Raw genomic sequence first — 25,643 nt, forward strand, 5'->3', positions numbered from 1 at the left:
GTATTAGTTTGACGTCCTACTATCGGACGGGCAAGTACTCGGGAACCTGGCGCCCGGCGTACCGATCGGTAGGATGACCACTTCCCGACCGTAGCGAGGTGGGCGATGACCCCGGAATCGGTGTCCCGGATAACGGTCGGCGAACAGACCGCCACTGACCTGCGACCACCCCTGCCCGCCGCGGGGCGGGCACCCGAGGAGGCGGCGATGACCGTGACCGACGCCATGGTCGACGGGACACCGCGGTGAGCGCCCCGGACGACTGGCTCCGCCAGGCGGTGGCCCTCGCCGAGCGCAACGTCGCCGACGGCGGCGGCCCGTTCGGCGCCCTGGTGGTCCGCCCCGGCGAGGGCGGCGAGGTCGTCGCGACCGGCGTCAACCGCGTCACCGCCGACCTCGACCCCACCGCGCACGCCGAGGTGGTGGCGATCCGGGCCGCCTGCCGCGCCGTTGGCGACTTCAAGCTGACCGGCTGCGTCCTGGTCAGCTCCTGCGAGCCCTGCCCGCTGTGCCTGTCGGCCGCCCTCTGGGCCCGGGTGGACGCGGTCCTCTACGCCGCCGACCGCCACGACGCCGAACGGGCGGGCTTCGACGACCGCGTGTTCTACGACGTGTTCGCCCTGCCCCGGTCCGAGTGGCCGTTGCGGGTCACCCACGTGCGCACCGGTACCGAGCAGGCCCCGTTCACCGCCTGGGACACCAAGGCGGACCGCACGGACTACTGAGTCGGGCGGTCACCGCACCAGCAGGAACACCGCGCCGCCGAAGACCGGGCCGAGCAGGGAGCCCACGACCACCTGCGCCACCGTGTGCTCCCCCAGCACCACCCTGGCCCAGCAGACCGCCACCAGCGGCACCAGCAGCAGCAGCGACCACCACCCGTACAGCAGCGTGATCATCGCCACCGCTCCCCCGGCCACCGCCGCGTGCAGCGAGACCTTCCAGCGGCGGGTGATGGCGATGCACACCACCAGCGTGCCCAGCATCGACAGCGACAGCGCGAGCACCTCGCGCGGCGCACCGCCGAGGACCAGGATCGCCAGGCCGACCAGGGTGGACACCAGGCCGACCATGAGCGGCAGGAAGCGGTGCTCGCGGTCGCGGACGTGGTGGGTGTCCCAGCGGCCCCGGCGGGCGCCGCGGATGATGAAGGCCATCGGGATGACGCTGGAGAACAGGGCCACCTCCAACCCCCACACCAGCGTCCACCAGGGGTCGAAGCCGGTGGCCGACCAGGCCACGGCCAGCGGGAGGAGCACGACGACGACGGCGGGGGCGAAGACCTCGCTCACCGCGTGGGCCAACCGCCGTTCGGGGGTCACCACCTGGGTCATCCGGTGATGATCGCACCGCGCCCGCCAATCCCGCGAGACGGCGGTCCCGAACCCCCTGCGGTGGCGCCCCCACCAGACCTCACAGCCCACCGGACGAACGGAGGCCCCGCGGTGGCCGGATCCACACCAGTAGCGACCACCCTGGCCCGGGTCGTCGAGCGCGTGCTCGGCGCACCGCTGCCCATCCGGCTGCGCGCCTGGGACGGCAGCGAGGCCGGGCCGCGGGGCGGGCCGGTCGGCGTGGTGCGCAGCAGGCGGGCGCTGCGCAGGCTGCTCTGGGACCCGGACGAGCTGGGTCTGGCGCGGGCGTACGTGACCGGGGACCTCGACGTCGAGGGCGACCTGTACGAGGCGCTGTCGCTGTTCTGGGCGTTGCAGCGGGAGAGCAGGATCGCCCCGCCCCGGTTGACCCTGCGGGAGAAGGTGGGGCTGTTCGGCACCGGCGTGCGGCTCGGCGTGGTCGGTCCCCGCCCGCCCGCGCCCGCCGAGGAGGCGCGGCTCAGCGGCACCGAGCACACCAGGGCCCGCGACCGCGCCGCCATCGCCCACCACTACGACCTGTCGAACGAGTTCTACCGCCGCGTCCTGGACCCGCAGATGGCGTACTCCTGCGCGTACTGGACCTCGCGCGAGCCCGGTTACACCGTGGAGGACGCGCAGCGCGACAAGCTCGACCTGGTGTGCACCAAGCTGGGGCTGCGCCCGGGGATGCGGCTGCTCGACGTCGGCTGCGGCTGGGGTTCGCTGTCGGTGCACGCGGCGAAGCACTACGGCGTCGAGGTCCTGGGCATCACCCTGTCGAGCGAGCAGCGGCAGTTCATCCTCGACCGCCTGGAGCGCGAGGGGCTCACCGACCGGGTCGAGGTGCGGTTGCAGGACTACCGGGAGCTGAGCGAGGCGCACGACGGCCTGTTCGACGCCATCGGCACCCTGGAGATGGGCGAGCACGTCGGGGCGGGCAACTACCCGGTCTACGCCGCCACCCTGTTCCGGATGCTCAAGCCTGAGGGCAGGCTGCTGTTGCAGCAGATGTCGCGCGGCGCCACGGCGCAGGGCGGCGGCGCGTTCATCGAGTCCTACGTGGCCCCGGACATGAACATGCGCCCGGTCGGGCAGACCGTCGACCTCCTGGAGGGCGCGGGCCTGGAGGTCCGCGACGTGGAGTCGATCCGCGAGCACTACGTGTGGACGGTGCGGGCGTGGGCGGAGACGCTGGAGGAGAAGTGGGACGAGCTGGTCGCCATCGTCGGTGAGCAGCAGGCCCGCGTGTGGCGCCTCTACCTGGCCGGGGGCGGGCTGGCGTTCGCCGAGAACCGGATGGGCGTGGACCAGGTCCTCGCCGTGCGGCCCACCGCGGTCGGCTCGTCGGGCCTGCCGCGCACCCGCGCGGAACTGCTGGCCCACCGCGCGGGGGTCGCCCGGCCGCAGGAGAAGGTCTCGCCGTGACCCTGCTGTCGAACGCGCTGATCAGCCTCGGTGTGGTGCTGGTGGTGATGGTCGCCGCGTTCGGCGTCAGCCTCGCCCGGGGCAGGTACGACACGGTGGACACCGCGTGGGGGCTGGGCTTCGCTGCCGTCGCCGTGGTCACCTGCGCTCTGTCGACCGGCGACCTCGCGCTGCGGCTGGTGACGACCGCGCTGACCGTGGTGTGGGGTGCGCGGCTCGCCGTGCACCTGCACGTCCGCAACCACGGCAAACCGGAGGACCGCCGCTACGTGGAGATCGCCCGGCGGGCGAAGGGCGATCCCCGGCGGCACGTGTTCGTCCGGGTGTTCCTGGTGCAGGCCGCGGTGATGGGGTTCGTGTCCCTGCCGGTGCAGGCCGCCCAGTACGGCGACTCGTTCGGCGTACTGGCCTGGGTCGGGGTGGCGGTGTGGCTGGTCGGGTTCACCTTCGAGACCGTCGGCGACCGCCAGCTCAGCGCGTTCGCCAATGACCCGTCCACGAAGGGGAAGGTGCTCGACACCGGCCTGTGGCGCTACACCCGCCACCCGAACTACTTCGGCGACGCCGCCGTGTGGTGGGGTCTGTACCTGCTCGCCTGCGCCTCCTGGCCGGGAGCGGCGACGGTCCTGTCCCCCATCGCCATGACGTTCACCCTCGCCAGGGGCACCGGCAAGCCGATGACGGAGAAGCACCTGTCGTCGAGCAGGCCCGGGTACGCCGACTACGTTGCCCGCACCAGCGGGTTCTTCCCACTGCCACCGAAGGAACGAGGAGCGCTCCGATGAAACCCGGGGACAAGGTCACCGACTTCACCCTCAAGGACGACAAGGGGGCCGATCGCTCGCTGAGCGGGTTCCTGGCCACCGGCCCGGTCGTGCTGTTCTTCTACCCGGCCGCGATGACCGGCGGCTGCACCGCGGAGAGCTGCCACTTCCGCGACCTGGCCGCCGAGTTCGCCGAGGTGGGCGCGCACCGGGTCGGCATCAGCCCGGACCCGGTGGACAAGCAGGCCCGGTTCGCCACCGTCAACTCGTTCGACTACCCGCTGCTGTCCGACCCGGACGGTGTCGTGGCCACCCGGTTCGGGGTACGCCGCAAGTTCGGCCCGCTGCTGACCAAGCGCAAGACCTTCGTCATCGACACGGACTTCACGGTCTTGGACGCCATCAAGAGCGAGCTGCGCTTCGCGGTGCACGCGGACAAGGCGCTGGAGGTGCTGCGCGGGCGCACGAGCGCCGCGTGAGGCGGGGGTGTCCGGCCCACGTCGGGGGTGGGCCGGACACCTACCACTTTAGACGATGCGTTCGAGGTAACCGTTACCCAGCAACCACATCACGTTCACCTGACCGGGTGCACCCGGGATGAGCGCGCCGTTGAGCTGGTACTGGAGCCCTCCGCCGAGCTGGTAGAACCACGGCGCGATCGGGCCTGCGTTCACGTCGAACGGCCGCAGCACCTTGTAGATGTGGTAGTTGCACCCGGCCGCCGGGTTCCCGACCAGGTTGGACGGCGGGATGGAGCGAGTCGTGTACGGGAGCCCCTCGGGGGCCAGGAAGCCGCCGAACTCACTGCCGTAGCGGTCGATGCGCTGGCCCCGGAACAGGGTCTGCTCCCACTTGACGGGCGTGCCGTCTCCCCTGAGGACGTAACCGTCCTGCGGCGGGTAGCGCCAACTGTTGGCGGCGTCGTCGTAGTACCTGCCGAGGAAGTCCTCGGTCGAGCGCAGGCCGGTCCGGCTGTAGAGCGCGGTCTGGAAGCCCACCGACCCCAGCTTGGGCAGCGTCTGCGGCCCGAGCCTGCGGTCCCCCTGGTACAGCTCGGCCGAACACTCCCTGAGCGACAGCGGCGCCGCCGCCTCCGCCTGCGCAACGGGCGCGATCACCGTCAGGGCGACCACCCACCCCGCGACGACCGCTCCGACCCGCTGTGTCCACTTCATCTGCTGCGCCTCCGGCACGAAGTCCCCGCTGCCCGGGATCGGGCAGGCCAGACGCTAGCGAGACAACCCCGCACAGAAACACGAATGTGCCCGGTTCACCCATTCGATCTTGGACACTCACGCCCCGCTTACGCGAACTGGTCCGAACAGGTCGTTTCACCGACTCGTCGGGGTCTGAGTGCCCCGACGTTCACTCAATGTGCTGGTTCGCGGCGCCGATGGTCTTCGACGCTCCGCGGACGCCTGCGGCTCGCCAGGTCCCGGCCGGGGTGCCCGGCCGGGACCGGCGGGGTCACCAGCGGAAGCCGGTGATCCTGGCCTTGGCGATGGTGGTGGTGGCCGCGGGCGTGCCGTCGACCGGGGCGGGGTCCCCTGCGGTGGGGACGATGCCCGCGGCGGCGACCCGGTCCAGGGTGGTCAGGCCGGGGGCGTCGACGGTGCCGAAGACCGTGTAGTTGGCGCGCAGGGCGGAATCGCCGTACACCAGGAAGAACTGGCTGCCGTTGGTGTCGGGGCCCGCGTTGGCCATGGCGAGGACACCGCGGGCGTAGAGCTTGCGGTAGCCGGTGGTGTCGCCCGGGTACGGGGGGAGGTCCGTGGGCAGTTCGTCCCGGTACCGGTAACCGGGGCCGCCTTCGCCGGTGCCGCTCGGGTCGCCGCACTGGAGGACCTTGAGGGTGGGGTAGGCGGTGAGGCGGTGGCAGGTGGTGGCGTCGTAGAAGCGGTGCAGGGTGAGGTGCAGGAAGCTCAGGGCCGTGCAGGGGGCCTTGGCCAGGTCCAGGGTGACCGTGATGGGGCCCTGGGAAGTGGACAGCTTCACCTCGACCTTGCCGCGGTCGGGGGTGTGCCGGGGGTCCGGGGGCAGCGGGACCGGGCGGACGGCGGGGTCGTCCGGGGTGGCGGTGAACTGGCAGGGGCCGTGGGTGACCGCGGGTGGGCGGGGAGCCGGGGTCGCGGTGGCCGGGGTTGCCAGGGTGAGGCCCGCGGCGGTGAGAGCTGCCGCGGTCATGGCCTGGGACAGACGGGTGCGCAGGGTGGTCACGCGTGTCCTCCTTCGCTGCACGCCGGGGCGGGTGCAGCGAGCGAGTGTACGGGCGCGCGGTGTCACCGCGACAGCGCCGGACAGACCACTCCGAGCGGCGGGAAGACCCCCAGCACGCCGGACACGCGACTGCCCGCCCACTCGGCGAGCAGGCGGGCAGTCGCGTGCCGGGCTAGGCGGGTGGGCCGACGATGACGTCGGCCGGGACCTCGGCGTCGGTGCGCAGGGCCTCGAAGAGGGCCAGGGCCTTGGGCTTGTCCCACAGGATGACGTCCTGGCCGCCGACCTTCTTGCTGCCGCTGAACGGGACCGTGGTGGTGACCAGCTCGCCGTTGGCCATGGCCAGGGCCAGGCCAGGGAGGTTGTGCAGGTGGTCGCCCTCGTCGACGGTGACGGCGTCGGGGGCGGCGGCGAGGAGGGGGAAGAGGCGGAACGGGTTGATGAGGGTGCCGACGCTGGTGGCCTTGTCAGTCAGGGCGGAGATGAACTCGCGCTGGCGGATGACCCGGTCGAGGTCGGCGCGGGGGCCCACCCGGGTGCGGACGTAACCCAGGGCGTTGGCGCCGTCGAGTTCCTGGCAGCCCGCGGGCAGGTCGATGCCCGCGAGCGGGTCCTTGAGGGGTTCCGGCGGGCACATCTCGATGCCGCCGACCGCGTCGACCACGTCGGCGAAGCCGCCGAGGCCGATTTCGATGTAGTGGTCGATGCGCAGGTCGGTGACGCGTTCGACGGTCTGCGCGAGCAGGGCGGGACCGCCGAAGGAGTAGGCGGCGTTGAGCTTGTTGCTGCCCTTGCCCGGGATCGGCACGTACGAATCGCGCAGCAGCGACACCAGGGTGGGCTTGGTGCCGTTGTCCGGGATGTGCATCAGCATGATGGTGTCGGTGCGGCGGCCCTCGGGGGCGCCGGTGTTCAGCCTGCCCTGGTCCTCGGCGGAGAGGCCCTCGCGGCTGTCGGAGCCGACGACGAGCCAGTTGGTGCCCGCGCCCGCGGCGGGCCTGCCCTCGTAGTCGGCGAGGGCGGCCTCGCGGTTGAGCGAGGTCTCCAGGTAGATCCAGGTGCCCGCGAACAGGGCGACGATCAGCAGCAGGGCCGTCAGGACCACCTTGCGCCAGCGGCGCTTGCGGCGCGGTGGGGCGGGCGGGGGGCCGTAGCCGCCGCGCCCACCGCGATCACCGGGGCCAGCCGGGCCGCCGGGACCGCCGTAGCCGGGTGCGGGGCGGCCCGGCGGGCGGAAGCGCGGGTCGCGTGCCGGGCGTCCCGGTGCGGGCTGCTGCCACCCCGGCTGCCGCTGTCCGTGTCCGTAGCTCATCGAGACCCAGCTCTCCTGGAGGCCATGTCGCGGGACTGTCCCACTCATCCTGCAAGACGCCCGACCGGGCCGCAGGTTGCCAGCAGACGATACGGGCCGGGCGACCGGTCAAGATCACCCGACCCGCGGGGCCCCGGTCAGCGGCCGATCGACAACTGCCGGACGTCGAGGTAGCCGGAGCGGAAACCGGCCTCGCAGTAGGCGAGGTAGAACTCCCACATCCGCCGGAACGTCTCGTCGAAGCCCAGGGCGGCGACCCGGGCCCACTGGTCGGTGAACCGGTGGCGCCACTGCCGCAGCGTCTCGGCGTAGTCGTGGCCGAAGTCGCGGAAGGCGTGCACGCGCATCCCGGTGTGCCGGGCCAGGGTGCGGTCGATCGACTCCGCGGAGGGGATGATCCCGCCGGGGAAGATGTACTTGTGGATCCAGGTGTAGGAGTCCTTGGTCGCCAGCATCCGGTCGTCGGGCATGGTGATCGACTGGAGGCCGAAGCGCCCGCCCGGCTTGAGGAGGCGGTCGACCGAGGCGAAGTAGGTCGGCCAGTACCGCTCCCCCACCGCCTCGATCATCTCCACGCTGACCACGGCGTCGTAGCTGCCCTGGGCCTCGCGGTAGTCGCGCAGCAGCACCTGCACCCGGTCGGCGACGCCCGCCTCCTGCACGCGCTGCTCGGCGAGGCGCTTCTGCTCGGTGGAGATGGTCAGCGAGGTGACCCGGGCACCGCGCCGGGCCGCCCGGATGGCCAGGGCGCCCCAGCCGGTGCCGATCTCCAGCACGTGCGAGCCCGGCACGACCCCGGCGTGGTCGAGCACGCCGTCGATCTTGCGGAGCTGGCCCTGGTGCAGGTCGGTGGAACCGGGGGCGAACCACGCCGAGGAGTAGGTCATGGTCGGGTCGAGGAAGGTCTCGAACAGCTCGTTCGACAGGTCGTAGTGCCGGTGGATGTTGTCCCTGGACCCCTCGACGGTGTTCTCCTCGTCGCCGGGCCGGCGGGGGTCGACCCAGCGGCGGAACGCCTGCAACTTCGGCGGGATGAGGGTGCTCATCCTGGCGGAGAACTCGGTCAGCAGCTCGGCCAGGGAGTTGCTGGTCCAGTCGCCGACCATGTACGCCTCGCCGAAGCCGATCTTGGCGTCGGCGCCGAGCCGGTGGAAGAACGCCGTGGGCCGGGGGATCCGCATGACCGGGGAGTCGGGTCCGCCCGCGCCGATCCGCCGCCCGCCGGGGAAGACCACCCGGACCGGCAGCGTGCGCACGGCGTTGTGGAACAGGCCCCGCGCGATGCGGGCCCGGAAGGGGCTGACCGGCGGGGTGAACAGCCCGTCCCAGTCGTGGGGGCGCGGTTGCGCGGGACTGGCGGATGACGTCTCGCCGCGCCGGAGCGGGGTCTCGGTCACTGGACTCCTCCTTGCGGGACGTGCCGCGGGCGGCGCGCGATCGGGACGCGACGCGCCCACAGGGCGATGCCGTGGCGGCGGATGAGGGCGCTGACCCGCTGCGTCATGAGCGGTCGCCGCAGCACCATCCTCAGCACCTCCGCGGGTGTCGCGGGTGTCCGGACGCCGGACAGGGTGGCCGTGAACGGCGTCGAGCCGTTCTGCCGGAGGGCCACCGTCAGTGCGAGCCTGGCACCTGGCCGGGGCAGGCGCATCAGGTAGTGGCCGCCCATCGCCAGGAACGGTGACACGTAGAACTCCTTGGTGGTGGCGGCGCGACCGTCCTCATCGGTCCGCAGCAGGTAGCAGTGCCGCTCGCCGTAGGTGTTGTGCACCTCGGCGACCACGCACAGCAGCGCACCGGACGCGTCGTGCGCCCAGTAGACCGTCAGCGGGTTGAACACGTACCCGAGTACCCGCGCGTTGGCCAGCATCAACACCCGACCGGTCACTTCCACGCCCTGGCCCGCCAACCAGGCGACCAGGTTGTCCTTGATGGACCGGTTCGGGTCACCGAGGTGGTCGCGGGCCTCGAACCGGGCGAACGGTCGCAACCAGACCGGGAGCCGCGGCAGCCGGTCGAGGTCGACCAGCCAGGTGTAGACCCGGTGGGAGAAGTCGTCGGCGATCCGCTCGCGCCGCACGTGGCTGACCGTGGCGTCGTAGAGCGCGGGCACCACCACCGGTTCGACCGCCGCGGTGCGCCTGGCAGACCCACTGGACGATCCGGTCACTTCACCCACCGGGAGCCCAGCGCCTCGGCGGCCCGGACACCGGAGGCGCAACCGTCCTCGTGGAAGCCCCAGCCGTGGTAGGCGCCCGCGTAGGCCAGCCGGTCGCCGGTCAGCTCGGGCAGGCGGCGCTGCGCGGCCAGCGACTCCGGGGTGTAGATCGGGTGCTCGTAGTCCATCCGGCGCAGCACCCGCTCCGGGTCGACCTCCTCGGGGGCGTTGAGGGTGACGACGTAGTCCTCCGGTTCGGACAGCCCCATGAGGCGGTTCATGTGGTAGCTGACCTTGACCGGGCCGCTGTCGGAGGAGCAGGCGGGCTTGAGGTGGTTCCACGAGGCGCGGGCGGCGGGCGCGGCGGGCAGGATCGTGGCGTCGGTGTGCAGCAGCGTCTCGTTGCGGGAGTACTCGAACGCGCCGAGCACCTCCCGCTCGGCCGCGGTCGGGTCGACCAGCAGGCGCAACGCCTGGTCGGGGTGGGTGGCCAGGACGACCTTGGCGAACCGGTGCGCCACGTCGGCGTCGTCGCGGACCTCCAGGTGGTCGGCGTGGCGGACCAGGGCCCGCACCGGGGTGGACACCTCCACGGCGGTCAGCCCCTTCACCGCGCGCTCCACGTAGGTCCGGGAACCGCCGACGACGGTCTTCCACTGCGGGGACCCGGTGACCGCGAGCATCCCGTGGTGGTGCAGGAACTCGAACAGGTAGCGCGCCGGGTAGCGCATGGACAGCTCCGCGCCCGCCGACCACACCGCCGAGACCAGCGGGATCAGGAAGTGGTCGACGAAGTAGCGGGAGTACCCGCCGACGACGACGAAGGCGCGCAGGGTGATCTCGCCGGGGTCCTCCCGCAGCACCCGGCGGGCGTGCCCGTGGAACCGCTTGACCTCGGCGAGCATCCGCAGGTAGCGCCCGTTCGCCAGGTTCCTGGGCTGGGCGAACAGGCCGCCGACCCCGAGGGCGCCCGCGTACTCCAGGCCGCAGCCGCGGCAGCGCACGCTCATCGACATCTCGGAGTCGCGGGTGGCCACCCCCAGCTCGCCGAACAGGCGCAGCAGGTTGGGGTAGGTCCGCTCGTTGTGCACGATGAACCCGCTGTCCACCTGGGCCAGCCCACCGTCGCGGGTGGGCAGGTCGTGGGTGTGGGCGTGCCCGCCGAGGCGGTGGTCGGCCTCGAACAGGGTCACGTCGTGACGACGCTGGAGCAGGTACGCGGCGGTCAGACCCGACACCCCGCTCCCGACGACCGCAACGCGCTGCCTCTCGACCGTCACTGCTACCTCCTAGAGCGGAACGCGGAGCCCCTCCACCGAGGGCGTTCGCCAGGCATTCGTTATGACCGGGTCGATCGGTTGGGTGTCGAGGGCACCCAACGCGAAACCGGTCACCAGCCGGGTCCACTTCCCCGCCTTGCGCAGCATCGCGTGCCCCTCGCCCGGCACGTCGAAGCGCACCACCCGGTCGGTCACGGCGCGGGCCCGGCGGGCGAAGTCGTAGGACAGGCGCGGGTCGGTCATCCGGTCCAGCACGCCGTGCGCGATGAGCACGGCCCGGCCCGCGAGCTGCTCCACCGGCTCCCCCGGCTTGCACCAGGGCGCCAGCCCGACCACCGCGACCACCGACGGGTCACCGCCCACGCGCAGCGCGACCCGCCCGCCCATGGAGTGCCCGACCAGCACGACCGGCACGTCGCCGTGGGCGGCGCGGACCTGCTCCAGTGCCCACTCGGCGTCGCGGACCGCGTCCAGGTCGGGGGCGTTCCAGCCGCGGTAGCGGTTCTTCAGCAGCCAGACGGCGACACCCGCGTCGGCGCCGCGCCGGTGGAGGTCGCGGGCAAACGGGACCATGCGCAGGTAGGCGAGCTGGTGGCGGGTGACCGGGGCGTGGCTGCGCTCGCGGCCGCCGTGCAGCACCAGCACCACGGCGCGGACGCCACGACCGGGTGCCGGGTCGAACACCCTCAGGTGCGGTCGGGGTTGCGGGGCGTTGTTCACGGTGCAATCTTCGCCGCGGCCCACCCGCCCGGCCTGGCGTGGCATCCGCGACCCACGTCACAGGGGCTGTCGGTGGGTGCCGATAACCTCCCCGGGTGAGCGAGTACGGCCAGATCGAGACGACGAACGGGACCTTCGACAGCATCTCCGCCGGGGGTCCCGGCGACCCGCCGGTGCTGCTGCTGCACGGGTTCCCGCAGGCCGCCCAGGAGTGGGCGCACCAGGTGGCGGTGCTGGGCCACGCGGGCAGGCAGGCGGTGGCGTTCGACCAGCGCGGCTACTCCCCCGGCGTCCGCCCCGACGACGTCCTCGACTACCGGATGGAGGAACTGGTCACCGACGTGCTGGCGGTGACCGACGCGCTGGGCTGGCCGGAGTTCGACCTGGTCGGCCACGACTGGGGGGCGGCGGTGGCGTGGAACGTGGCCGCGTCGTTCCCCGAGCGGGTGCGCACGCTGACCGCGGTGTCCGTCCCGCACCCCGGCGCCCTGCACGCCGCGCTGCGCGAGGACGAGGACCAGCACCAGCGCTCGCAGTACATGTCGGTCTTCCGCGAGCGCTCCGCCGAGCGCAAGCTGCTGGCCGACGATGCGGCGCTGCTGCGGCGCATCTTCGACTGGAAGATCCCACCGTCGGCGGTGGACGAGTACGTGGGCCGGATGAGCGAGCCGGGGGCGCTCACGGCCGCGCTGAACTGGTACCGGGCGATGCACCACAACCCGATCCCGGACCGGGTGGCGGTGCCGACGATGTACGTGTGGAGCACGGAGGACACGGCGATCGGGTCGACGGCGGCGCTGGGGTGCGAGAAGTGGGTGAGCGGGCCTTACCGGTTCGAGATGGTGGAGGACGTGTCGCACTGGGTGCCCGAGGAGGCTCCGGACTTGATGACCGGCTTGATCATCGACCACATTCGATAGCGCGGGGTGGTCGGGCTTCTAAAGCGCCGGTCTTTGGTGGTGGTGCCCGGGTGGGTGGATCTGCTCGGGCGGGGCCCCTACGCCGATCATGCGCCCAGTGTGACCGAGTGGGGCTGAAGAGATGCCCCACAGCCCAAGCAGGCTTGCACATGATCGGCACCCCCACCCAAGCACATCCACCCACCCGGGCATTTCCGTAGCCGGGCCTGCGGTTGCGGGGGTGGTCGGCGGCTGCGCACAGCGGGTTCCGCGTGGCTGGTTGATGGGCCGGCGGTTGGTGGGGTGGGCGGCGGCTGCGCACCTGATGTTTCGCGTGGCTGGCCGCCAGACCTGCGATTGGTTGGGTGATCGGCGGCTGCGCCGGGCTGGCGAGGGTCGGCTTGGCCGACCGCTGGGCCGGTGGGGTGTGGGTGGGCGGCGGCTGCGGTGGTGGGTGGTCCTGGAAATGAACCCGGCCCCGGGCACCCTGTGGGGTGCTCGGGGCCGGGTGGCGGGAGGGCGCGGTCAGACCGCGCGGACCGCGGTGGCCTCGGGGCCCTTGCGGCCCTCGCCCACCTCGAACTCGACGGCCTGGGAGTCCGGCAGGCCCGCCGGGTCGTAGGCGTGGACCGCGGAGTGGTGGAAGAACAGGTCGGCGCCGCCGCCCGCGGGGGTGATGAAGCCGAACCCCTTCGCGCCGCTGAACCACTTGACGGTTCCCTGGGTCATCGTGTTGCTCCTGACAGGTTGGACGGGCACGCGGGCGCGTGTCCGTGCCGGGTGGGTTTCTGGGGGGGGTCAGCGCAGGTAGCGGCTGAGGCGCTCGACGAGGGCCGAGCGGTCCAGCGGCGTGCTCGGTTGCGCCGGGGGTGGGCCGTCGGGGTGCAGGGCGTGGGCGACCAGGCCCGCCACCGCCAGCGGTGGGGGTACGGGGTCGCCGCCGAGTCGGGCGAGGACGACGCCGGGTTCGACCGGGCGGGTCTCCACGGAGACCACCCAGCCCTGGCTCTCGGTCCACAGCAGCATCAGGTCGCGGCCGGGGTGTTCGGGGACGCGGCGGCTGAGCGCGAGGTAGGCGGTGGCGGTGTCGGTGACCTCGCAGGTGACGCCCTCCGGCGGTACCCCGATGGTCGTGGCCACCGCGCGGACGTAGGCCTCCAGCGCGGCGGACAGGGCGTGGGCGTCGTAGGCCGGGACCGTGCCGGGTTCGGCGTCCGCCTCCGCGTCGGATTCGGCGTCCGGGTCCGGGAGGTCGAGCATGGACAGCAGGTCGCGGCGGTCGCCGCTGTCGCGGGCGAAGCTGGCGACCGTGCGGCCCGCGCGGACGCGTTCGACGCCCTCGGCGCGGACGGCCTCTGCTCGGCCCCGGGCGAACGAGCCAGAGTCGTGGCTGGGTCTTCCCGGTGCGGGGTGGATCACGGGACCTCCGTCTTCGCCGTCCGGTCGGGCCGGTGCGGGGCCGCGCGGTGGTCGCGGGCGACGAGGGAGCGGAGCGGCGCGGCGGACCTCGGAGCGCGGGTGGTCGCGGACGGTGATGACGAACCGCGACAGCCGTGAGGTGGCAGAGCGAGCGGAGGGCCGAACAGGCCGGTGCTCCCGTCCCCGACCGGCAGAACCGGATCGGACTGGTGGGGGATCGCGCCCGCCGAGTGCGGGCGGCTGGTGATCCCGACCGAAGCCGACACTACCCCACAAACGGCCGCGAGGTCGGACGTTCACCCCCCACGGCCCCCGGGAGACCACCGTCACGGCCGAGCGGTCGACCGCGTGCGCACACCCGACGGGCACCCGCCCGACGTGCTGTTCCCGGTCCGGCGTCGGCGTCGTGGCCACGTCGAGGACGTGCCCGGTACCGTGGTCGGGGAACGTTCCCACCGGGCGACCGGGCACCGTGTCGTGCTCGCCTCAGCCCGCGCCGGGTGCAGGCGGGAACTGGTGTGTCGACGGCAACCGTTGGCGGACAACCCTTGCGCGTCGGAGCCCCGGGGAGGCGATCGTCGAAGGCGTTGACATGTCGCGCGGTGCGCGTCTGACCGCTTACGGTGCCGTTTCCACGGCGCTGGCCCTGTGCAGTGATCGCGAACTGCGCGACCTCGTGGAGGGCGCCGAGCCGGTGGGCTCCGGCATCGGCGGGACGACGGCGCTGCTGGACGTCGACGGGACCCCGGTCTTCGTCAAACGGGTGCCGCTGACCGAGCTGGAACTGCGACCGGAGAACGCCCGGTCCACGGCGAACCTGTTCGGGCTGCCCGCCTTCTGCCACTACGGCGTCGGGCTCATCGGCGGGCCGGGCTTCGGGGCCTGGCGGGAACTGGCCGTGCACACCACGACGACGAACTGGGTGCTCGCGCAGGACCACGAGGGCTTCCCGCTGACGTACCACTGGCGGGTGCTGCCGCACCCGGGGCAGGCGCTCCCCGAGGAACTGGCCGACGTGGACGAGGCCGTCGCCCACTGGGGAGGCGGGTCGGCGGTGCGCCGCCGCATCGAGGGGCTGCGGGATTCCCCGGCGAGCATCGCGCTGTTCCTGGAGTACGTCCCGCAGAACCTGCACGATTGGCTGGGCGCCCAGGTCGAAGCAGGCGGTGGGGCCGCCGAGCGGGCCTGCGCCATGGTCGAGGGGGAACTGCGGGCCGGGACCTCGTTCATGAACGCCCGTGGCCTCCTGCACTTCGACGCCCACTTCCAGAACGTCCTGACCGACGGCGAGCGGCTGTACTTCGCGGACTACGGCCTGGCGATCTCCTCCCGGTTCGCCCTGTCCGAGGAGGAGTCCGCCTTCTTCGCCGGGCACCGGACCTACGACCGCTGCTACACCGCCGCACACCTGGTCAGCTGGCTCGTCACCGCCCTGTACGGGTACAAAGGGGACGATCGCGCCGCGTTCGTCCGCGCGTGCGCCCGGGGGGAACACCCGACGGGGATTCCGCCGCGGGTCGCGGCGATCCTCACTCGCCACGCCCCGGTCGCCGAGGTGATGGCGGACTTCTACCGCCGGTTCCAGCGGGAGAGCAGGCAGACCCCGTACCCGGCGGAGGAGATCGACCGGATCGGGTGATCCGTCCGCCCGGTGGACCGGGCACCGGGACCGGCTCCGCTGACTTGATCAACCCCTGCTGGTCCGCCGGAGCCGACCACTAAGCTCGCGCCATGCCCGCGAACGCCTCCGGCTCACCCCGCAGCCGGGTGACCGTCGAGCAGCGCGGGGACCGGGTGCCGCACACCGGGGCCGGGCTGCCTGCCGACGAGCGGGTGCCCGCCGACCGCGCCTCCCGGCAGGACCGGGGCGCCGGTGCCCCTGGGGCGGCTCCGGTGGTGGCCATCGCCGCGGGCCGATCGCCGACCCGCGACCTGGGTGTGCGGGCGCTGTTCCGGCTCACCGGGTTGCCCGGGTGAGCCGGGTCGCCGGGCTGCTGCTCGCCGCGGGTGGGGGTCGCCGGTTCGGGATGCCCAAGGCGCTGGTGCCCTTCGGTGGTGGCCTGCTGGTCGAGCACGCGCTGGTGGCGCTGGGCGGGTGCGACCCGGTGGTCGTGGTGCTCGGCGCCGGTGCGGACGAGGTGCCGCCGCTGGAGGCGACCGTCGTGCGGAACCCGGACTGGGCCACCGGTATGGGGTCGTCACTGCGGGTCGGCCTGGCCGCGCTGCCCGCCGACGCGGACGCGGTGGTGGTGCTGACGGTCGACACCCCCGGGGTCACCCGCGCGGCGGTGGACCGCCTCGCCGCGCTCGCCCACCCCGACGCGCTGGCCAGGGCCTCCTACGCGGGTGTTCCCGGCCACCCGGTCCTGCTCGGCCGCGCCCACTGGCCCGGTGTGGCCGCCGCGGCCCACGGGGACACCGGGGCCCGCCCGTACCTGCGCGCCCACCCGGTGCTCGACGTCCCGTGCGCCGACGTCGCCGACGGCACCGACGCCGACCACCCCCACGACCTGCCCGGAAACCGAGGAGAGCACAACTGATGGCCGATGACGTCTACGGCGACCTGGTGTCCCGGCACCTGACCGCGGTCGGTGAGCGCAACGACGAGGCGCTGCGGGAGGTGGCCGAGCTGATGCTCGCGGGCATCCGGGCGGGCGGGCTGGTGCTCACCGCGGGGGCGGGCCACTCGCTGGCCGCGGTCGCGGAGACCTTCTTCCGCGCGGGCGGCCTGGCCTGCGTCCGCCCGCTGTTCACCGACCGCCTCCAGGTCTTCGGCGGTGCCCGCCAGGCCACGGCGGCCGAGCGCGAACCCGGTCTCGCGGCGGGTGTCTTCGCCGAGGTCCCGCTCTCCGGCCACGACCTGCTGTTCGTGTTCTCCAACTCCGGCATCAACCACTACCCGGTCGAACTGGCCGCCACGGCGCGGGAAGCGGGGGTCCCGGTCGTCGCCGTCACCTCGGTGACCACGTCGGTGGCCTCCCCGGTGCGCGCGGGTTCCCGCCTGCTCGACCACGCCACGGTCACCCTCGACACCCTCACCGGCCCCGGTGACGTCGCCTACCCCACGGCCGCCCCGGTGACGGCGTCGCTGTCGACGCTGAGCAACGCCTACCTGTGGAACCAGCTCCTCGCCCGCCTGCACGACCTGGCCACCGCCGAGTCGGTCACCCTCCCCCTGTGGCGCAGCTCCAACGCCGAGGGCGGCGACGCCGCCAACGCCCAGTACCTCGACATCTACGGCAGCCGCGTACCGCACCTGGGCACCCAGCTCCCCTGACGCACCGGCACACGAAGCGTTCCCAGCGCACGACCGCGCCGCGTGCCTGTTCCAGAGCGAACAGGCACGCGGCGCGGTCGGTGGCGGAGCTGCCCGGAAGCGCTACCCGATGGTCGGGAGCGGAACCCCGGCGGAAGTCGGGGCCGGGGTCTCGGCGGCGCACCTGAGGTCGTGCGCCGGGCGCTGCCCGCCGAGCAGGTACGCGGTCACCTCGTCGTTGGCGCACTTGTTCCTGCCCAGGGCGTAGGCGCCGTGCCCGCCCTGGTCGATGGTCAGCATCGCCGCCCGGTCCCCGAAAGCGCGGCGCGTCGTCCGCGCCCCCGCCAGCGGCGTGGCGGGGTCGCGTTCGTTCTGCACCATGAGCACGTTGCGCGGTCCACGGTCGGAGATCCGCACCGGCTGCTCCACGGGGTCCGGCCAGAAGGCGCACGGGTAGATGTTGGCCGCCGCCGCCCCGAACATCGGGTGGCGGACCCGGTCGACGGCGACGTTGCGCTCGTAGGTCCGCACCGACGTGGGCCAGCGGGAGTCACCGCACACCACGTAGTGGCGGCCCGCGATCAGGTTTTCGAGCCCCGGGGGCACGGGCGTGTTGTCCGACGGCGGTGGCGTGTTCGTGTCCAACGCCTTCCACTCCTCGGCCATCCTGGTGAACGCCGCGTCACCGGTGGCGTAGAGGCGCCCGAAGGTGAGCATGCGGAACTGCGGGCCGGTCAAGCCCTGCATCGGTGCCTTGTCCAGGCGGGCGGCGAGCTGGAAGTACTTCGCGCGCACCTGCTCGGGCGTGCTGCCCAGGCCGAACTCGGGGTGGGCCGCCGCCCACTCGGCGAAGTCCGGGAACGTGTCTTCCACGCCGCGGCCGTACATGCGGCCGCCCTCGACGTCCCACCCGCCCGCACCGAGGTTGCTGTCGATCACGACGCGGTCGGTGGTCCGGGGGAACAGCGTGGTGTAGACCGCGCCCAGGTACGTGCCGTAGGAGTAGCCGAGGAAGGACGCCTTCCGCTCCCCCAGCGCGGCGCGGACCCGGTCCAGGTCGCGGGCGATGTTCGCGGTCGTGTTGTGCGGCAACAGGTACGCCGTCGACGACGCGGCGCACTTGCGCGCGACCTCCCGCACCTCGACGGCCCGCTTGCGCACGTCGGCGGGCGTCACGGCGTACGGCGGGACGCTGCCCGCGAACTGCTCCTCCTCCGTCAGGTCGCACGTCGCGGGCGTGCTGTGCCCGATGCCGCGCGGGTCGACGCCGATCACGTCGTAGGCGTCCAACACGCTCTGCGGCAGACCGAAGCTCTTGAGGTCGGCCGGGAACGTCAGGCCCGGGCTCGGCCCACCGGGGTTGGTCAGCAGGATGCCCCGGCGCTTCTCCGGGTTCGCGCTGGCCAGCCGGGAGATCATCACCTCGATCTTGCGCCCCGCGGGCTCCCGGTAGTCCAGCGGCACCTGGAGCGTCCCGCACTCCAGGCCCCGACCCGCGACGTCCGCCGGGCACTGGACCCACGTCACGGTTGTGGCGGGTGCGGGCGCCGCCGACGACACCCCCGGTGTCACCAACGCCGCCGCGGCGGTCAAGACCGCGGTCACGGACAACGACCTTCGCATGTGCGATTACCTCCCCCTCGGCGCACCCGCGGTGCGCCGCACTCGAAACCCGGCCGTGCAGCCGGATCAGAACGCCGATCGGGGCCCAGTTGAAACCATGCCGCTACGGCATGGTCAAGCGCGGGGGGAAACTTTCCGACCGAGGTGCGCTGTCGACGCAGGACGGGGTCAAGCGGGCGGGATCAGGCGGCGGTGGTGGATTTGGCGTACTGGGTGCGGTAGAGGGTGGCGTAGCGGCCGTTCGCGGACAGCAGGGCGTCGTGGGTGCCCTGTTCGACCACGTGGCCGTCCTCCACCACCAGGATGCGGTCGGCGGCGCGGATGGTGCTGAGGCGGTGGGCGATCACCAGGGCGGTGCGGCCGCGCAGGGCGTGGGTCAGCGCTTCCTGGACCGCGACCTCGGATTCGGAGTCGAGGTGGGCCGTGGCCTCGTCGAGGATGACGACCTGGGGGTGGGCCAGCAGGAGGCGGGCGATGGTGAGGCGTTGGCGTTCCCCGCCGGAGAGGCGGTAGCCGCGTTCGCCCACGACGGTGTCCAGGCCGTCGGGGAGGGTGTCGAGCAGGGAGGCCAGGCGGGCGCCGCGGAGGGCTTCGCGGATGTCGTCGTCCGTCGCCTCCGGGCGGGCGTAGGAGAGGTTGGCCCGGATGGTGTCGTGGAAGAGGTGGCCGTCCTGGGTCACCACGCCGACGGTGTCCCGGAGGGTGTCGAAGGACAGGTCTCGGACATCCACTCCGGACAGGCGGACCGAGCCGCTGTCCACGTCGTAGAGGCGGGGCAGCAGGGAGGCGATGGTGGACTTGCCCGCGCCGGAGGAGCCGACGAGGGCGATCATCTGACCCGGTTCGGCCCGGAACGAGACGCCGTGCAGGACCTCGCGGGCTTCGCGCCGGTCGAGCACGGCCACCTCCTCCAGCGAGGCCAGGGAGACCTCCTCCGCCGCGGGGTAGCCGAAGCGCACGTCGGCGAACTCGACCGAAACCGGTCCCGGGGGCAGCGGGGTGGTCCGGCTCCGCTCGGTGATCATCGGGGGCAGGTCGAGGACCTCGAAGACGCGCTCGAACGACACCAGCGCCGTCATGACGTCGACGCGGACGTTGGCCAGGGCGGTCAGCGGGCTGTAGAGGCGGGTCAGCAGCAGGGCCAGGGAGACCACGGTGCCCGCGGCGAGCTGCCCGGTGAGCGCGAGGTAGCCGCCGAGGCCGTAGACCAGGGCCTGGGCGAGGGCGGAGACCAACTGGAGCGCGGTCATGAACCAGCGGGTGGCCATGGCCGTGCGGATGCCGATGTCGCGGACCCGGCCCGCGCGCTCGCCGAACTCCTCGGCCTCGGCGGTGGGGCGGCCGAAGAGCTTGACCAGGGTGGCGCCGGGGGCGGAGAAGCGCTCGGTCATCTGCGTGGTCATCGACGCGTTGAGGGTGGCGGACTCGCGTTGCAGGTCGGCCATGCGCCTGCCCATGCGGCGGGCGGGCAGGACGAACACCGGCAGCATGACCAGCGCCAGCAGGGTCACCTGCCAGGACAGGGTCAGCATCACCGCCAGCGACAGCACCAGCTGGATCACGTTGGTGACCAGCCCGGACAGGGTTGTCGTGAACGCCCGCTGCGCGCCCATGACGTCGTTGTTGAGCCGGGAGACCAGCGCCCCGGTGCGGGTGCGGGTGAAGAACGCGACCGGCATCCGCTGGATGTGCTCGAACACCGCGCGCCGCAGGTCGTAGATCAGGCCCTCACCGACCCGGCTGGACTGCCACCGCGCCGCCACCCCCAACCCGGCGTCCAGCACGGCCAGGCCCGCGATCGCCACCGCCAGCCACACCACCGTCGACACCGTGCCCCGGCCGACGATCTCGTCGACCACCCGGCCCGCCAGCAGCGGCGAGCTGACCGCCAGCACCGCCGACACCACGGTCAGCAGCAGGAACACCAGCAGCCTGGCCCGGTGGCGTCCGCTGAAGGCGAACACCCGGCGCACGGTGCCCTTCCGCAGGCCCTTGGGCGCGTCGGCGGCGCGGACCGCCCCGGCCATCAGACGTCGTGGACTCTCCACGGTGCCCCCTCTCCCTCAGCCCCGGTACAACACCGTTGCGCCGCCACAACTTCCCACACCCCGCCGACAAGTGCGGGCGGTTGTCCACAGGGGGCGGGGGGCTGGGTAGCCTGACCGACGGAATCGGGAGGGGACACGGATGCCGCTGAGCCGGGCCCTGCGGCCGGACCTCGCCTTCTACGGGGTCAGCGCGGCCTTCGCCCTCGCCACGGCGTTCGCCTCGGAGTTCTACGGCTACCGCGTGTGGGGCAACTCCGCCTCGGTGGGCTACCTGGCCGCGCTGGTGCTGACGCTGTGGATCGCGCTCACCGGCGGGGCGGGGCGAGGGCTGCGCTCGCGCTGGGCGCCCGCGGTCGTCGCCTGGGTGCCCGCGACGCTCGTGCCGATCGGCGTGCTGGTGGTCAAGCGGTCCCCGGCGTTCGTCTGGGGCCAGTGGCCGTGGGCCTTCCCGGCGCAGCCGGAAGTCTGGGTGATCGAGCGATCGGCGCGCGCCCTGTTCGCCGACGGAACGCCCTACCTGGACCTGGACACGCTCAACCGGGCCCCGCACCCCGACGACTACACGCCCTACGGGCCGTCCATGACCGTGTTCGGCATGCCCCGGGCGCTCTTCGGCGACCACCCGCTCACCGACGCGCGGATCGCCTTCCTGGTGGTCACCCTCGCCGCGCTCGCGCTCACCTGGCGGGTCCTGGACAGGCCCGGGGTCCCGGTGGGTGCGGCGCAACTGCTCCTGGTCAGCCCGCTGACCGCCCTCACCCTGGCGGTCGCGGGCGATGACGTCGCCGTCGTCGCGCTCGTCGTGCTGGGCGGCGCGCTGGCCTACCGCGCCCACCCCGGCTGGGCCGGGCTGCTGTGCGCGGTGCTGATCACGATGAAGCTCACCGCCCTGCCCGCCGCCGCCGTGCTGGCGGTGGGCGTGGCGGCGCACCGGGGCGGCCGCGGGCTCGCGGCGTTCCTCGGCTGGCTCGCGGGCGGCGCCGCGGCCATCGTGCTGCCGGTCCTGCTGGTCGACCCGGCGTCGTTCGTCGAGCACGTGATCAAGTTCCCGGTGGGCCTGGGCCGGGCCGGTTCCCCGGCGTCGAGCCCGCTGCCCGGTCACCTGATCGCGGCCACCGGCCCGGTCGGGCACGTGCTCGCCCTGGTGCTGCTGGTGGCCGCGGCGGTCGCCGTCACCGCCTGGTTGCTGCTGCGCCCGCCGCACACGGCGGCCGACGCCATGCTGCGCACCGCGTCCGGCCTGGGGGCGGCGATCCTGCTCGCCCCGGCGACCCGTTGGGGTTACCTGGTCTACCCGGTGGTGCTGCTCGGTGCCGTGGTGGCGTTCGCCGCGGCGGGCGACCCCCGGGACCGGGCGGGGACCAGGGTGCGACCCGGCTCGGTGGAACCGGACTCCGCACCGACGACACCGATCCCGCCCCGCTGAATCGAACCGGCCGGGGCCGGGGCGGGAAACGGTGTTACGGCTTCTTCTTCGTCCGGGTGGCCCCGCCGCGGCCGCGCAGGGTCACGCCCGACTCCGACAGGACTCTGTGGACGAAGCCGTACGAACGCCCCGTGCTTTCCGCCAAGGCGCGGATGCTCGCACCCTTCTCGTACTTCTTCTTCAGGTCGGTGGCAAGTTTGTCGCGCGTGGCACCGGTGATCCGCGCGCCTTTCTTGAGGTCAGCCACGTTGTCCGCCTTCCATCGCGAAGTGGTGGGGTCACGTGAGACCCCTACCGCCGCAATGATCGAACACGAAACGCAGGAATGCCAGACGAGATGACGAACTGTCAACAAAAGGCGGCGTCACAGCAGATGCAGGAACGGGGACGCTGCGTGATCCCCGATTACAAGATCCCTGGAAAACGGCCAGTTTTCAGGCTAGCTGCACCAGTTCGAGGTAGTCGGCGGACCAGTGGTCCTCGGTGCCGTCTGGGAGAAGGATCACCCGCTCGGGTTCCAGCGCCTCCACCGCACCAGGGTCGTGCGTGACCAGGACGACGGCCCCGGTGTAGCGGCGCAGCGCGTCGAGGACCTGCTCGCGGCTGGCCGGGTCGAGGTTGTTCGTGGGCTCGTCGAGCAGCAGCACGTTGGCCGCGCTGGAGACCAGCCCGGCCAGTGCCAACCGGGTCTTCTCACCGCCGGACAGCGTGCCCGCGGGCTGGTCCAACTGCTCACCGGTGAACAGGAACGTGCCCAGCAGCGACCGCAACTGCTGCTCCTGCGTGTCCGGCGCCGCGCGCCGCACGTTGCTCCACACGCTCGCGGCGTGGTCGAGCGTCTCGTGCTCCTGCGCGTAGTAGCCCAACCGCAGCCCGTGCCCGGCCACCACCCGACCGGAGTCCGGGGTCTCCATCGCCCCCAGCAGCCGCAGCAGCGTGGTCTTGCCCGCACCGTTGAGGCCGAGGATGACCACCCGGGACCCCTTGTCGATGGCCAGGTCGACCCCGCTGAAGATCTCCAGCGAGCCGTAGGACTTGCTCAGCCCCTCGGCGGTCAGCGGCGTCCTGCCGCAGGCAGCGGGCTCGGGGAAGCGGATCTTGGCCACCTTGTCGGCCTGGCGCACCTCGTCCAGACCGGACACCAGCTTCTCCGCGCGCTTGATCATGTTCTGCGCGGCGACCGCCTTGGTGGCCTTGGCCCGCATCTTGTCGGCCTGCGCCATCAGGACGCCCGCCTTCTTCTCGGCGTTGGCCCGCTCGCGCCTGCGCCGCTTCTCGTCGGCGGCGCGCGCGTCGAGGTAGCGCTTCCAGCCCATGTTGTAGATGTCGACCTCGCCGCGGGTGGCGTCGAGGAACCACACCTTGTTCACCACGTCGGCCAGCAGGTCGACGTCGTGGCTGATCACGATGAGGCCGCCGCTGTGGCCCTTGAGGAAGCCGCGCAGCCAGTTGATCGAGTCGGCGTCGAGGTGGTTGGTCGGCTCGTCGAGCAGCAGAAGCGTGCCCGCCCCGCCGCCCGCGCCGGACTCCGAGGCGGCGAACAGGATCCGGGCCAGCTCGACCCGGCGGCGCTGACCACCGGAGAGCGTGCCCACCGGCTGGGCCAGGATGCGGTCGGCCAGGCCCAGGTTCGAGCAGATCCGCGCCGCCTCGCTCTCCGCGGCGTACCCGCCGAGCCCGGCGAAGCGCTCCTCCAGCCTGCCGTAGCGGGCGACCGCGCGGTCGCGCACCGCCTCGTCGGCGTGCTCGGCCATGGCGGTCTGCGCCTTCTCCATCTCGCGCAGCAACTCGTCCAGACCGCGCGCGGAGAGCACCCGGTCCTTCGCGGTGACCTCCAGGTCGCCCTCGCGCGGGTCCTGCGGGAGGTACCCCATCTCACCGGACCGGGTGAGCTTGCCGCCGTAGGGTTCGCCCTCCCCGGCCAGCACGCGCAGGGTGGTGGTCTTGCCCGCGCCGTTGCGGCCCACCAGGCCGACGCGGTCACCCGCCTGCACCCGGAGGGTGGCGTCGGCGAGCAGGACGCGCGAACCCGCGCGCAATTCGAGATCAGTGGCGGTGATCAAGGAAAGGCTCCGTCGATAGCGTGGCGATGGGCAGGGGTCATCCGCCCGCGAACCGGAACTCGCGGGCCCTCCTGCACGTCAGTCGGTGGAGACCACGCGACCAGTCTACGCGCCGCCCGCAACCGACTTGTGGGCAGACTCGAAACTAAGCGTGCGCTTAGCTACAGTGCCCGCATGACTTCAGCCGAGTTCACCGGGAAGACCGCCCTGATCACCGGCGCCAGCCGCGGCATCGGCCTGGCCGTGGCCACCCACCTGGCCCGCGGCGGCGCCGCGGTCACCATCTCCGCCCGCAAGCAGGACGCCCTCGACGCCGCCGCCGAGGAGATCCGCGCCGCCGTCCCCGGCGCCCGCGTCCTCGCCGCCACCGCCAACACCGGCAGCGACGACGACCGGGCCGCGGTGGTCGCGCGCACCGTCGAGGAGTTCGGCTCACTGGACGTGCTGGTCAACAACACCGGCATCAACCCGGTCTACGGCTCCCTGATGGAGGCCGACCTCGCCGCGGTCCGCAAGATCTACGACACCAACGTCGTCGCCGCCCTGGGCTACGTGCAGCTCGCGTTCAAGGCCTGGATGGCCGAACACGGCGGCAGCGTCATCAACGTCGCCTCCGTCGCGGGCATCCGCTCCACCGGCGTCATCGCCGCCTACGGCACCAGCAAGGCGGCCCTGATCCGGCTCACGGAGGAATTGGCCTGGCAGCTCGGGCCCAAGATCCGGGTCAACGCGGTGGCACCGGGCGTGGTGAAGACCAAGTTCGCCGAAGCGCTGTACGCCGACGGCGAGGAGCAGACTGCGGCGGCCTACCCGATGAAGCGCCTGGGCACGCCGGAGGACGTGGCGGAGCTGATCGCGTTCCTGGCGTCGGAGCGGGCGGCGTGGATCACCGGGGAGACGGTGCGGGTGGACGGCGGGCTGCTGGCCACGGGCACGCTCGGCTGAGCCGGGGCCCTCGTGGCGGTGGGGTGGACTGCCGCCACGGGGTCTTGCTGCGGTGTCGGGGCAGCGCTGGGCCGTGTCCTTGAAGCCGGGGGTGTGGTGGGTGTGCCCGGCTGGGTGGATGTGCTTGGCCGTGCCGCGCTCAAGCCCGGTCTTGTGGGTGTGCCCGGCTGGGTGGATGTGCTTGGCCGGGGCCCCTACGGCGATCATGCGGCCCAGCGTGACAGGGTGGGGCTGAAGGGATGCCCCACCGCCCAGGCAGGCTTGCACATGATCGCCACCCCCGGCCAAACACATCCACCCACCCGGGCAGGGGCGTAGCCGGGCCTGCGGTTGCGAGGGTGGTCACCGCCAAGCGCATCCGCCTACCCGGGCATTCGCGTAGCCGGGCCGACGGTTCATGGGGGTGGCTGGTTGGCCGCCAAGCGCATCCGCCCACCCGGGCCTCTGCGTAGCCGGGCCAGCGGTTCGCGGGGATGGTCGGCTGCTGCGCTTGGTGGGGTTCGGGGTGGCCGGTTGTCGCTGCGCCGGTGGGGTTCGCGGTGGTTGGAAGCGGGGCCGCCGGTTTGTGGGGGTGGTTGGTTGTTGCTGCGCCGGTGGGGTTCGGGCGGCTGGAAGCCGGGCCAGCAGTTGGTGGGGTGGTCGGCGGCTGCACCCAGTGGGGGCGGTTTGGCCAGCAGCCGGACTGGCGGTTGGTGGGGTGGTCGGCAGGCGTTGCGGGCGGGGTGTGGCGGGG

At 72.7% G+C, this 25,643-nt stretch carries 26 protein-coding genes; 12 read left to right on the top strand and 14 right to left on the bottom strand.

Annotated elements, in window-relative coordinates; all coding sequences use genetic code 11:
* Positions 1–105 precede the first annotated feature (105 nt).
* Together L6E12_RS24215 and L6E12_RS24220 are read left to right on the top strand one after the other, a co-directional pair.
* Positions 106–249 (top strand): hypothetical protein, encoded by a 144-nt coding sequence (locus L6E12_RS24215; RefSeq protein WP_236230224.1) that lies wholly within the window; start codon positions 106–108, stop codon positions 247–249.
* The gene (locus L6E12_RS24220) at positions 246–725 is read left to right on the top strand and encodes a nucleoside deaminase (RefSeq protein ID WP_236230225.1); all 480 of its coding nucleotides are present in this window, start codon (positions 246–248) and stop codon (positions 723–725) included. Before L6E12_RS24215 ends, L6E12_RS24220 begins: the two co-directional genes overlap by 4 nt.
* A 9-nt stretch (positions 726–734) precedes the next feature.
* Here the strand turns inward: L6E12_RS24220 and L6E12_RS24225 are convergent, their stop codons facing one another.
* On the bottom strand, positions 735–1,334 hold the full coding sequence (locus L6E12_RS24225) for a hypothetical protein (RefSeq protein ID WP_236230226.1): 600 nt from the start codon (positions 1,332–1,334) through the stop codon (positions 735–737).
* A gap of 111 nt (positions 1,335–1,445) precedes the next feature.
* Here L6E12_RS24225 and L6E12_RS24230 point away from each other — a divergent pair, with 111 nt between their 5' ends.
* Genes L6E12_RS24230 through L6E12_RS24240 form a run of 3 tightly spaced genes read left to right on the top strand, consistent with a single transcriptional unit; the run spans position 1,446 to position 4,023 of the window.
* Positions 1,446–2,780 carry a cyclopropane-fatty-acyl-phospholipid synthase family protein gene (locus tag L6E12_RS24230; RefSeq protein WP_236230227.1) on the top strand — a complete coding sequence of 445 codons (1,335 nt, stop codon included), beginning with the start codon at positions 1,446–1,448 and terminating at the stop codon, positions 2,778–2,780.
* A gap of 47 nt (positions 2,781–2,827) precedes the next feature.
* Entirely contained in the window at positions 2,828–3,565 is a 738-nt protein-coding gene (locus tag L6E12_RS24235) for a DUF1295 domain-containing protein (RefSeq protein ID WP_236230246.1), read from the top strand.
* Positions 3,562–4,023: a peroxiredoxin gene (locus tag L6E12_RS24240; RefSeq protein ID WP_236230228.1), complete on the top strand. Its 462-nt coding sequence runs from the start codon at positions 3,562–3,564 to the stop codon at positions 4,021–4,023. The genes L6E12_RS24235 and L6E12_RS24240 overlap by 4 nt, the downstream gene beginning before the upstream one ends.
* A gap of 48 nt (positions 4,024–4,071) precedes the next feature.
* Here the strand turns inward: L6E12_RS24240 and L6E12_RS24245 are convergent, their stop codons facing one another.
* From L6E12_RS24245 to L6E12_RS24275, 7 genes are all read right to left on the bottom strand, one after another.
* Positions 4,072–4,719: a TNT domain-containing protein gene (locus L6E12_RS24245; RefSeq protein WP_236230229.1), complete on the bottom strand. Its 648-nt coding sequence runs from the start codon at positions 4,717–4,719 to the stop codon at positions 4,072–4,074.
* A gap of 292 nt (positions 4,720–5,011) precedes the next feature.
* Positions 5,012–5,728, bottom strand: coding sequence for a peptidylprolyl isomerase (locus L6E12_RS24250; RefSeq protein WP_236230247.1), 717 nt, complete (start codon positions 5,726–5,728; stop codon positions 5,012–5,014).
* Between the two features lie 205 nt (positions 5,729–5,933).
* On the bottom strand, positions 5,934–7,073 hold the full coding sequence (locus tag L6E12_RS24255) for an LCP family protein (protein WP_236230230.1): 1,140 nt from the start codon (positions 7,071–7,073) through the stop codon (positions 5,934–5,936).
* Between the two features lie 137 nt (positions 7,074–7,210).
* On the bottom strand, positions 7,211–8,470 hold the full coding sequence (locus L6E12_RS24260) for a class I SAM-dependent methyltransferase (protein ID WP_374201938.1): 1,260 nt from the start codon (positions 8,468–8,470) through the stop codon (positions 7,211–7,213).
* Positions 8,467–9,192, bottom strand: a complete 726-nt coding sequence (locus tag L6E12_RS24265; protein WP_236230249.1) for a DUF1365 domain-containing protein — start codon at positions 9,190–9,192, stop codon at positions 8,467–8,469. The genes L6E12_RS24260 and L6E12_RS24265 overlap by 4 nt, the downstream gene beginning before the upstream one ends.
* 47 nt (positions 9,193–9,239) lie before the next feature.
* The gene (locus L6E12_RS24270; protein WP_236230231.1) at positions 9,240–10,511 is read right to left on the bottom strand and encodes an FAD-dependent oxidoreductase; all 1,272 of its coding nucleotides are present in this window, start codon (positions 10,509–10,511) and stop codon (positions 9,240–9,242) included.
* A gap of 9 nt (positions 10,512–10,520) precedes the next feature.
* A complete protein-coding gene (locus L6E12_RS24275; protein ID WP_236230232.1) occupies positions 10,521–11,231 on the bottom strand; it encodes an alpha/beta hydrolase in 711 nt (236 codons plus the stop codon).
* 95 nt (positions 11,232–11,326) lie between these two features.
* Here L6E12_RS24275 and L6E12_RS24280 point away from each other — a divergent pair, with 95 nt between their 5' ends.
* Positions 11,327–12,151: an alpha/beta fold hydrolase gene (locus L6E12_RS24280; RefSeq protein ID WP_236230233.1), complete on the top strand. Its 825-nt coding sequence runs from the start codon at positions 11,327–11,329 to the stop codon at positions 12,149–12,151.
* A 504-nt stretch (positions 12,152–12,655) separates the two neighbouring features.
* On the opposite strand, the gene L6E12_RS24285 is transcribed toward L6E12_RS24280, so the two are convergent.
* Together L6E12_RS24285 and L6E12_RS24290 are read right to left on the bottom strand one after the other, a co-directional pair.
* A complete protein-coding gene (locus L6E12_RS24285) occupies positions 12,656–12,859 on the bottom strand; it encodes a cold-shock protein (RefSeq protein WP_236230234.1) in 204 nt (67 codons plus the stop codon).
* Positions 12,860–12,928: 69 nt separating this feature from the next.
* A complete protein-coding gene (locus L6E12_RS24290; protein ID WP_236230235.1) occupies positions 12,929–13,549 on the bottom strand; it encodes a DUF6292 family protein in 621 nt (206 codons plus the stop codon).
* A gap of 592 nt (positions 13,550–14,141) precedes the next feature.
* Here L6E12_RS24290 and L6E12_RS24295 point away from each other — a divergent pair.
* The 4 genes from L6E12_RS24295 to L6E12_RS24310 all read left to right on the top strand — a co-directional run bounded on the left by L6E12_RS24295 (position 14,142) and on the right by L6E12_RS24310 (position 16,826).
* A complete protein-coding gene (locus tag L6E12_RS24295) occupies positions 14,142–15,188 on the top strand; it encodes a hypothetical protein (protein ID WP_236230236.1) in 1,047 nt (348 codons plus the stop codon).
* A 92-nt stretch (positions 15,189–15,280) separates the two neighbouring features.
* A complete protein-coding gene (locus L6E12_RS24300; protein ID WP_236230237.1) occupies positions 15,281–15,526 on the top strand; it encodes a hypothetical protein in 246 nt (81 codons plus the stop codon).
* Positions 15,523–16,089 (top strand): nucleotidyltransferase family protein, encoded by a 567-nt coding sequence (locus L6E12_RS24305; RefSeq protein WP_308075197.1) that lies wholly within the window; start codon positions 15,523–15,525, stop codon positions 16,087–16,089. Before L6E12_RS24300 ends, L6E12_RS24305 begins: the two co-directional genes overlap by 4 nt.
* The gene (locus L6E12_RS24310; protein WP_236230238.1) at positions 16,089–16,826 is read left to right on the top strand and encodes a sugar isomerase domain-containing protein; all 738 of its coding nucleotides are present in this window, start codon (positions 16,089–16,091) and stop codon (positions 16,824–16,826) included. Before L6E12_RS24305 ends, L6E12_RS24310 begins: the two co-directional genes overlap by 1 nt.
* A gap of 102 nt (positions 16,827–16,928) precedes the next feature.
* Here the strand turns inward: L6E12_RS24310 and L6E12_RS24315 are convergent, their stop codons facing one another.
* Positions 16,929–18,428, bottom strand: a complete 1,500-nt coding sequence (locus L6E12_RS24315; RefSeq protein ID WP_236230239.1) for an alpha/beta hydrolase — start codon at positions 18,426–18,428, stop codon at positions 16,929–16,931.
* Between the two features lie 182 nt (positions 18,429–18,610).
* Positions 18,611–20,455, bottom strand: coding sequence for an ABC transporter ATP-binding protein (locus L6E12_RS24320; RefSeq protein ID WP_240013539.1), 1,845 nt, complete (start codon positions 20,453–20,455; stop codon positions 18,611–18,613).
* A 160-nt stretch (positions 20,456–20,615) separates the two neighbouring features.
* Between L6E12_RS24320 and L6E12_RS24325 the strand changes: the two genes are divergently transcribed.
* Positions 20,616–21,902 (top strand): glycosyltransferase 87 family protein, encoded by a 1,287-nt coding sequence (locus L6E12_RS24325; protein ID WP_236230241.1) that lies wholly within the window; start codon positions 20,616–20,618, stop codon positions 21,900–21,902.
* Between the two features lie 34 nt (positions 21,903–21,936).
* Here the strand turns inward: L6E12_RS24325 and L6E12_RS24330 are convergent, their stop codons facing one another.
* A complete protein-coding gene (locus L6E12_RS24330; RefSeq protein WP_035284057.1) occupies positions 21,937–22,149 on the bottom strand; it encodes a helix-turn-helix domain-containing protein in 213 nt (70 codons plus the stop codon).
* Between the two features lie 187 nt (positions 22,150–22,336).
* Positions 22,337–23,965: an ABC-F family ATP-binding cassette domain-containing protein gene (locus L6E12_RS24335; RefSeq protein WP_236230242.1), complete on the bottom strand. Its 1,629-nt coding sequence runs from the start codon at positions 23,963–23,965 to the stop codon at positions 22,337–22,339.
* 174 nt (positions 23,966–24,139) lie between these two features.
* Here L6E12_RS24335 and L6E12_RS24340 point away from each other — a divergent pair, with 174 nt between their 5' ends.
* Entirely contained in the window at positions 24,140–24,910 is a 771-nt protein-coding gene (locus L6E12_RS24340) for an SDR family oxidoreductase (RefSeq protein ID WP_236230243.1), read from the top strand.
* Positions 24,911–25,643: the final 733 nt, after the last annotated feature.

This window comes from Actinokineospora sp. PR83 (assembly GCF_021056305.1).
In the GTDB taxonomy this organism is placed as follows: domain Bacteria; phylum Actinomycetota; class Actinomycetes; order Mycobacteriales; family Pseudonocardiaceae; genus Actinokineospora; species Actinokineospora spheciospongiae.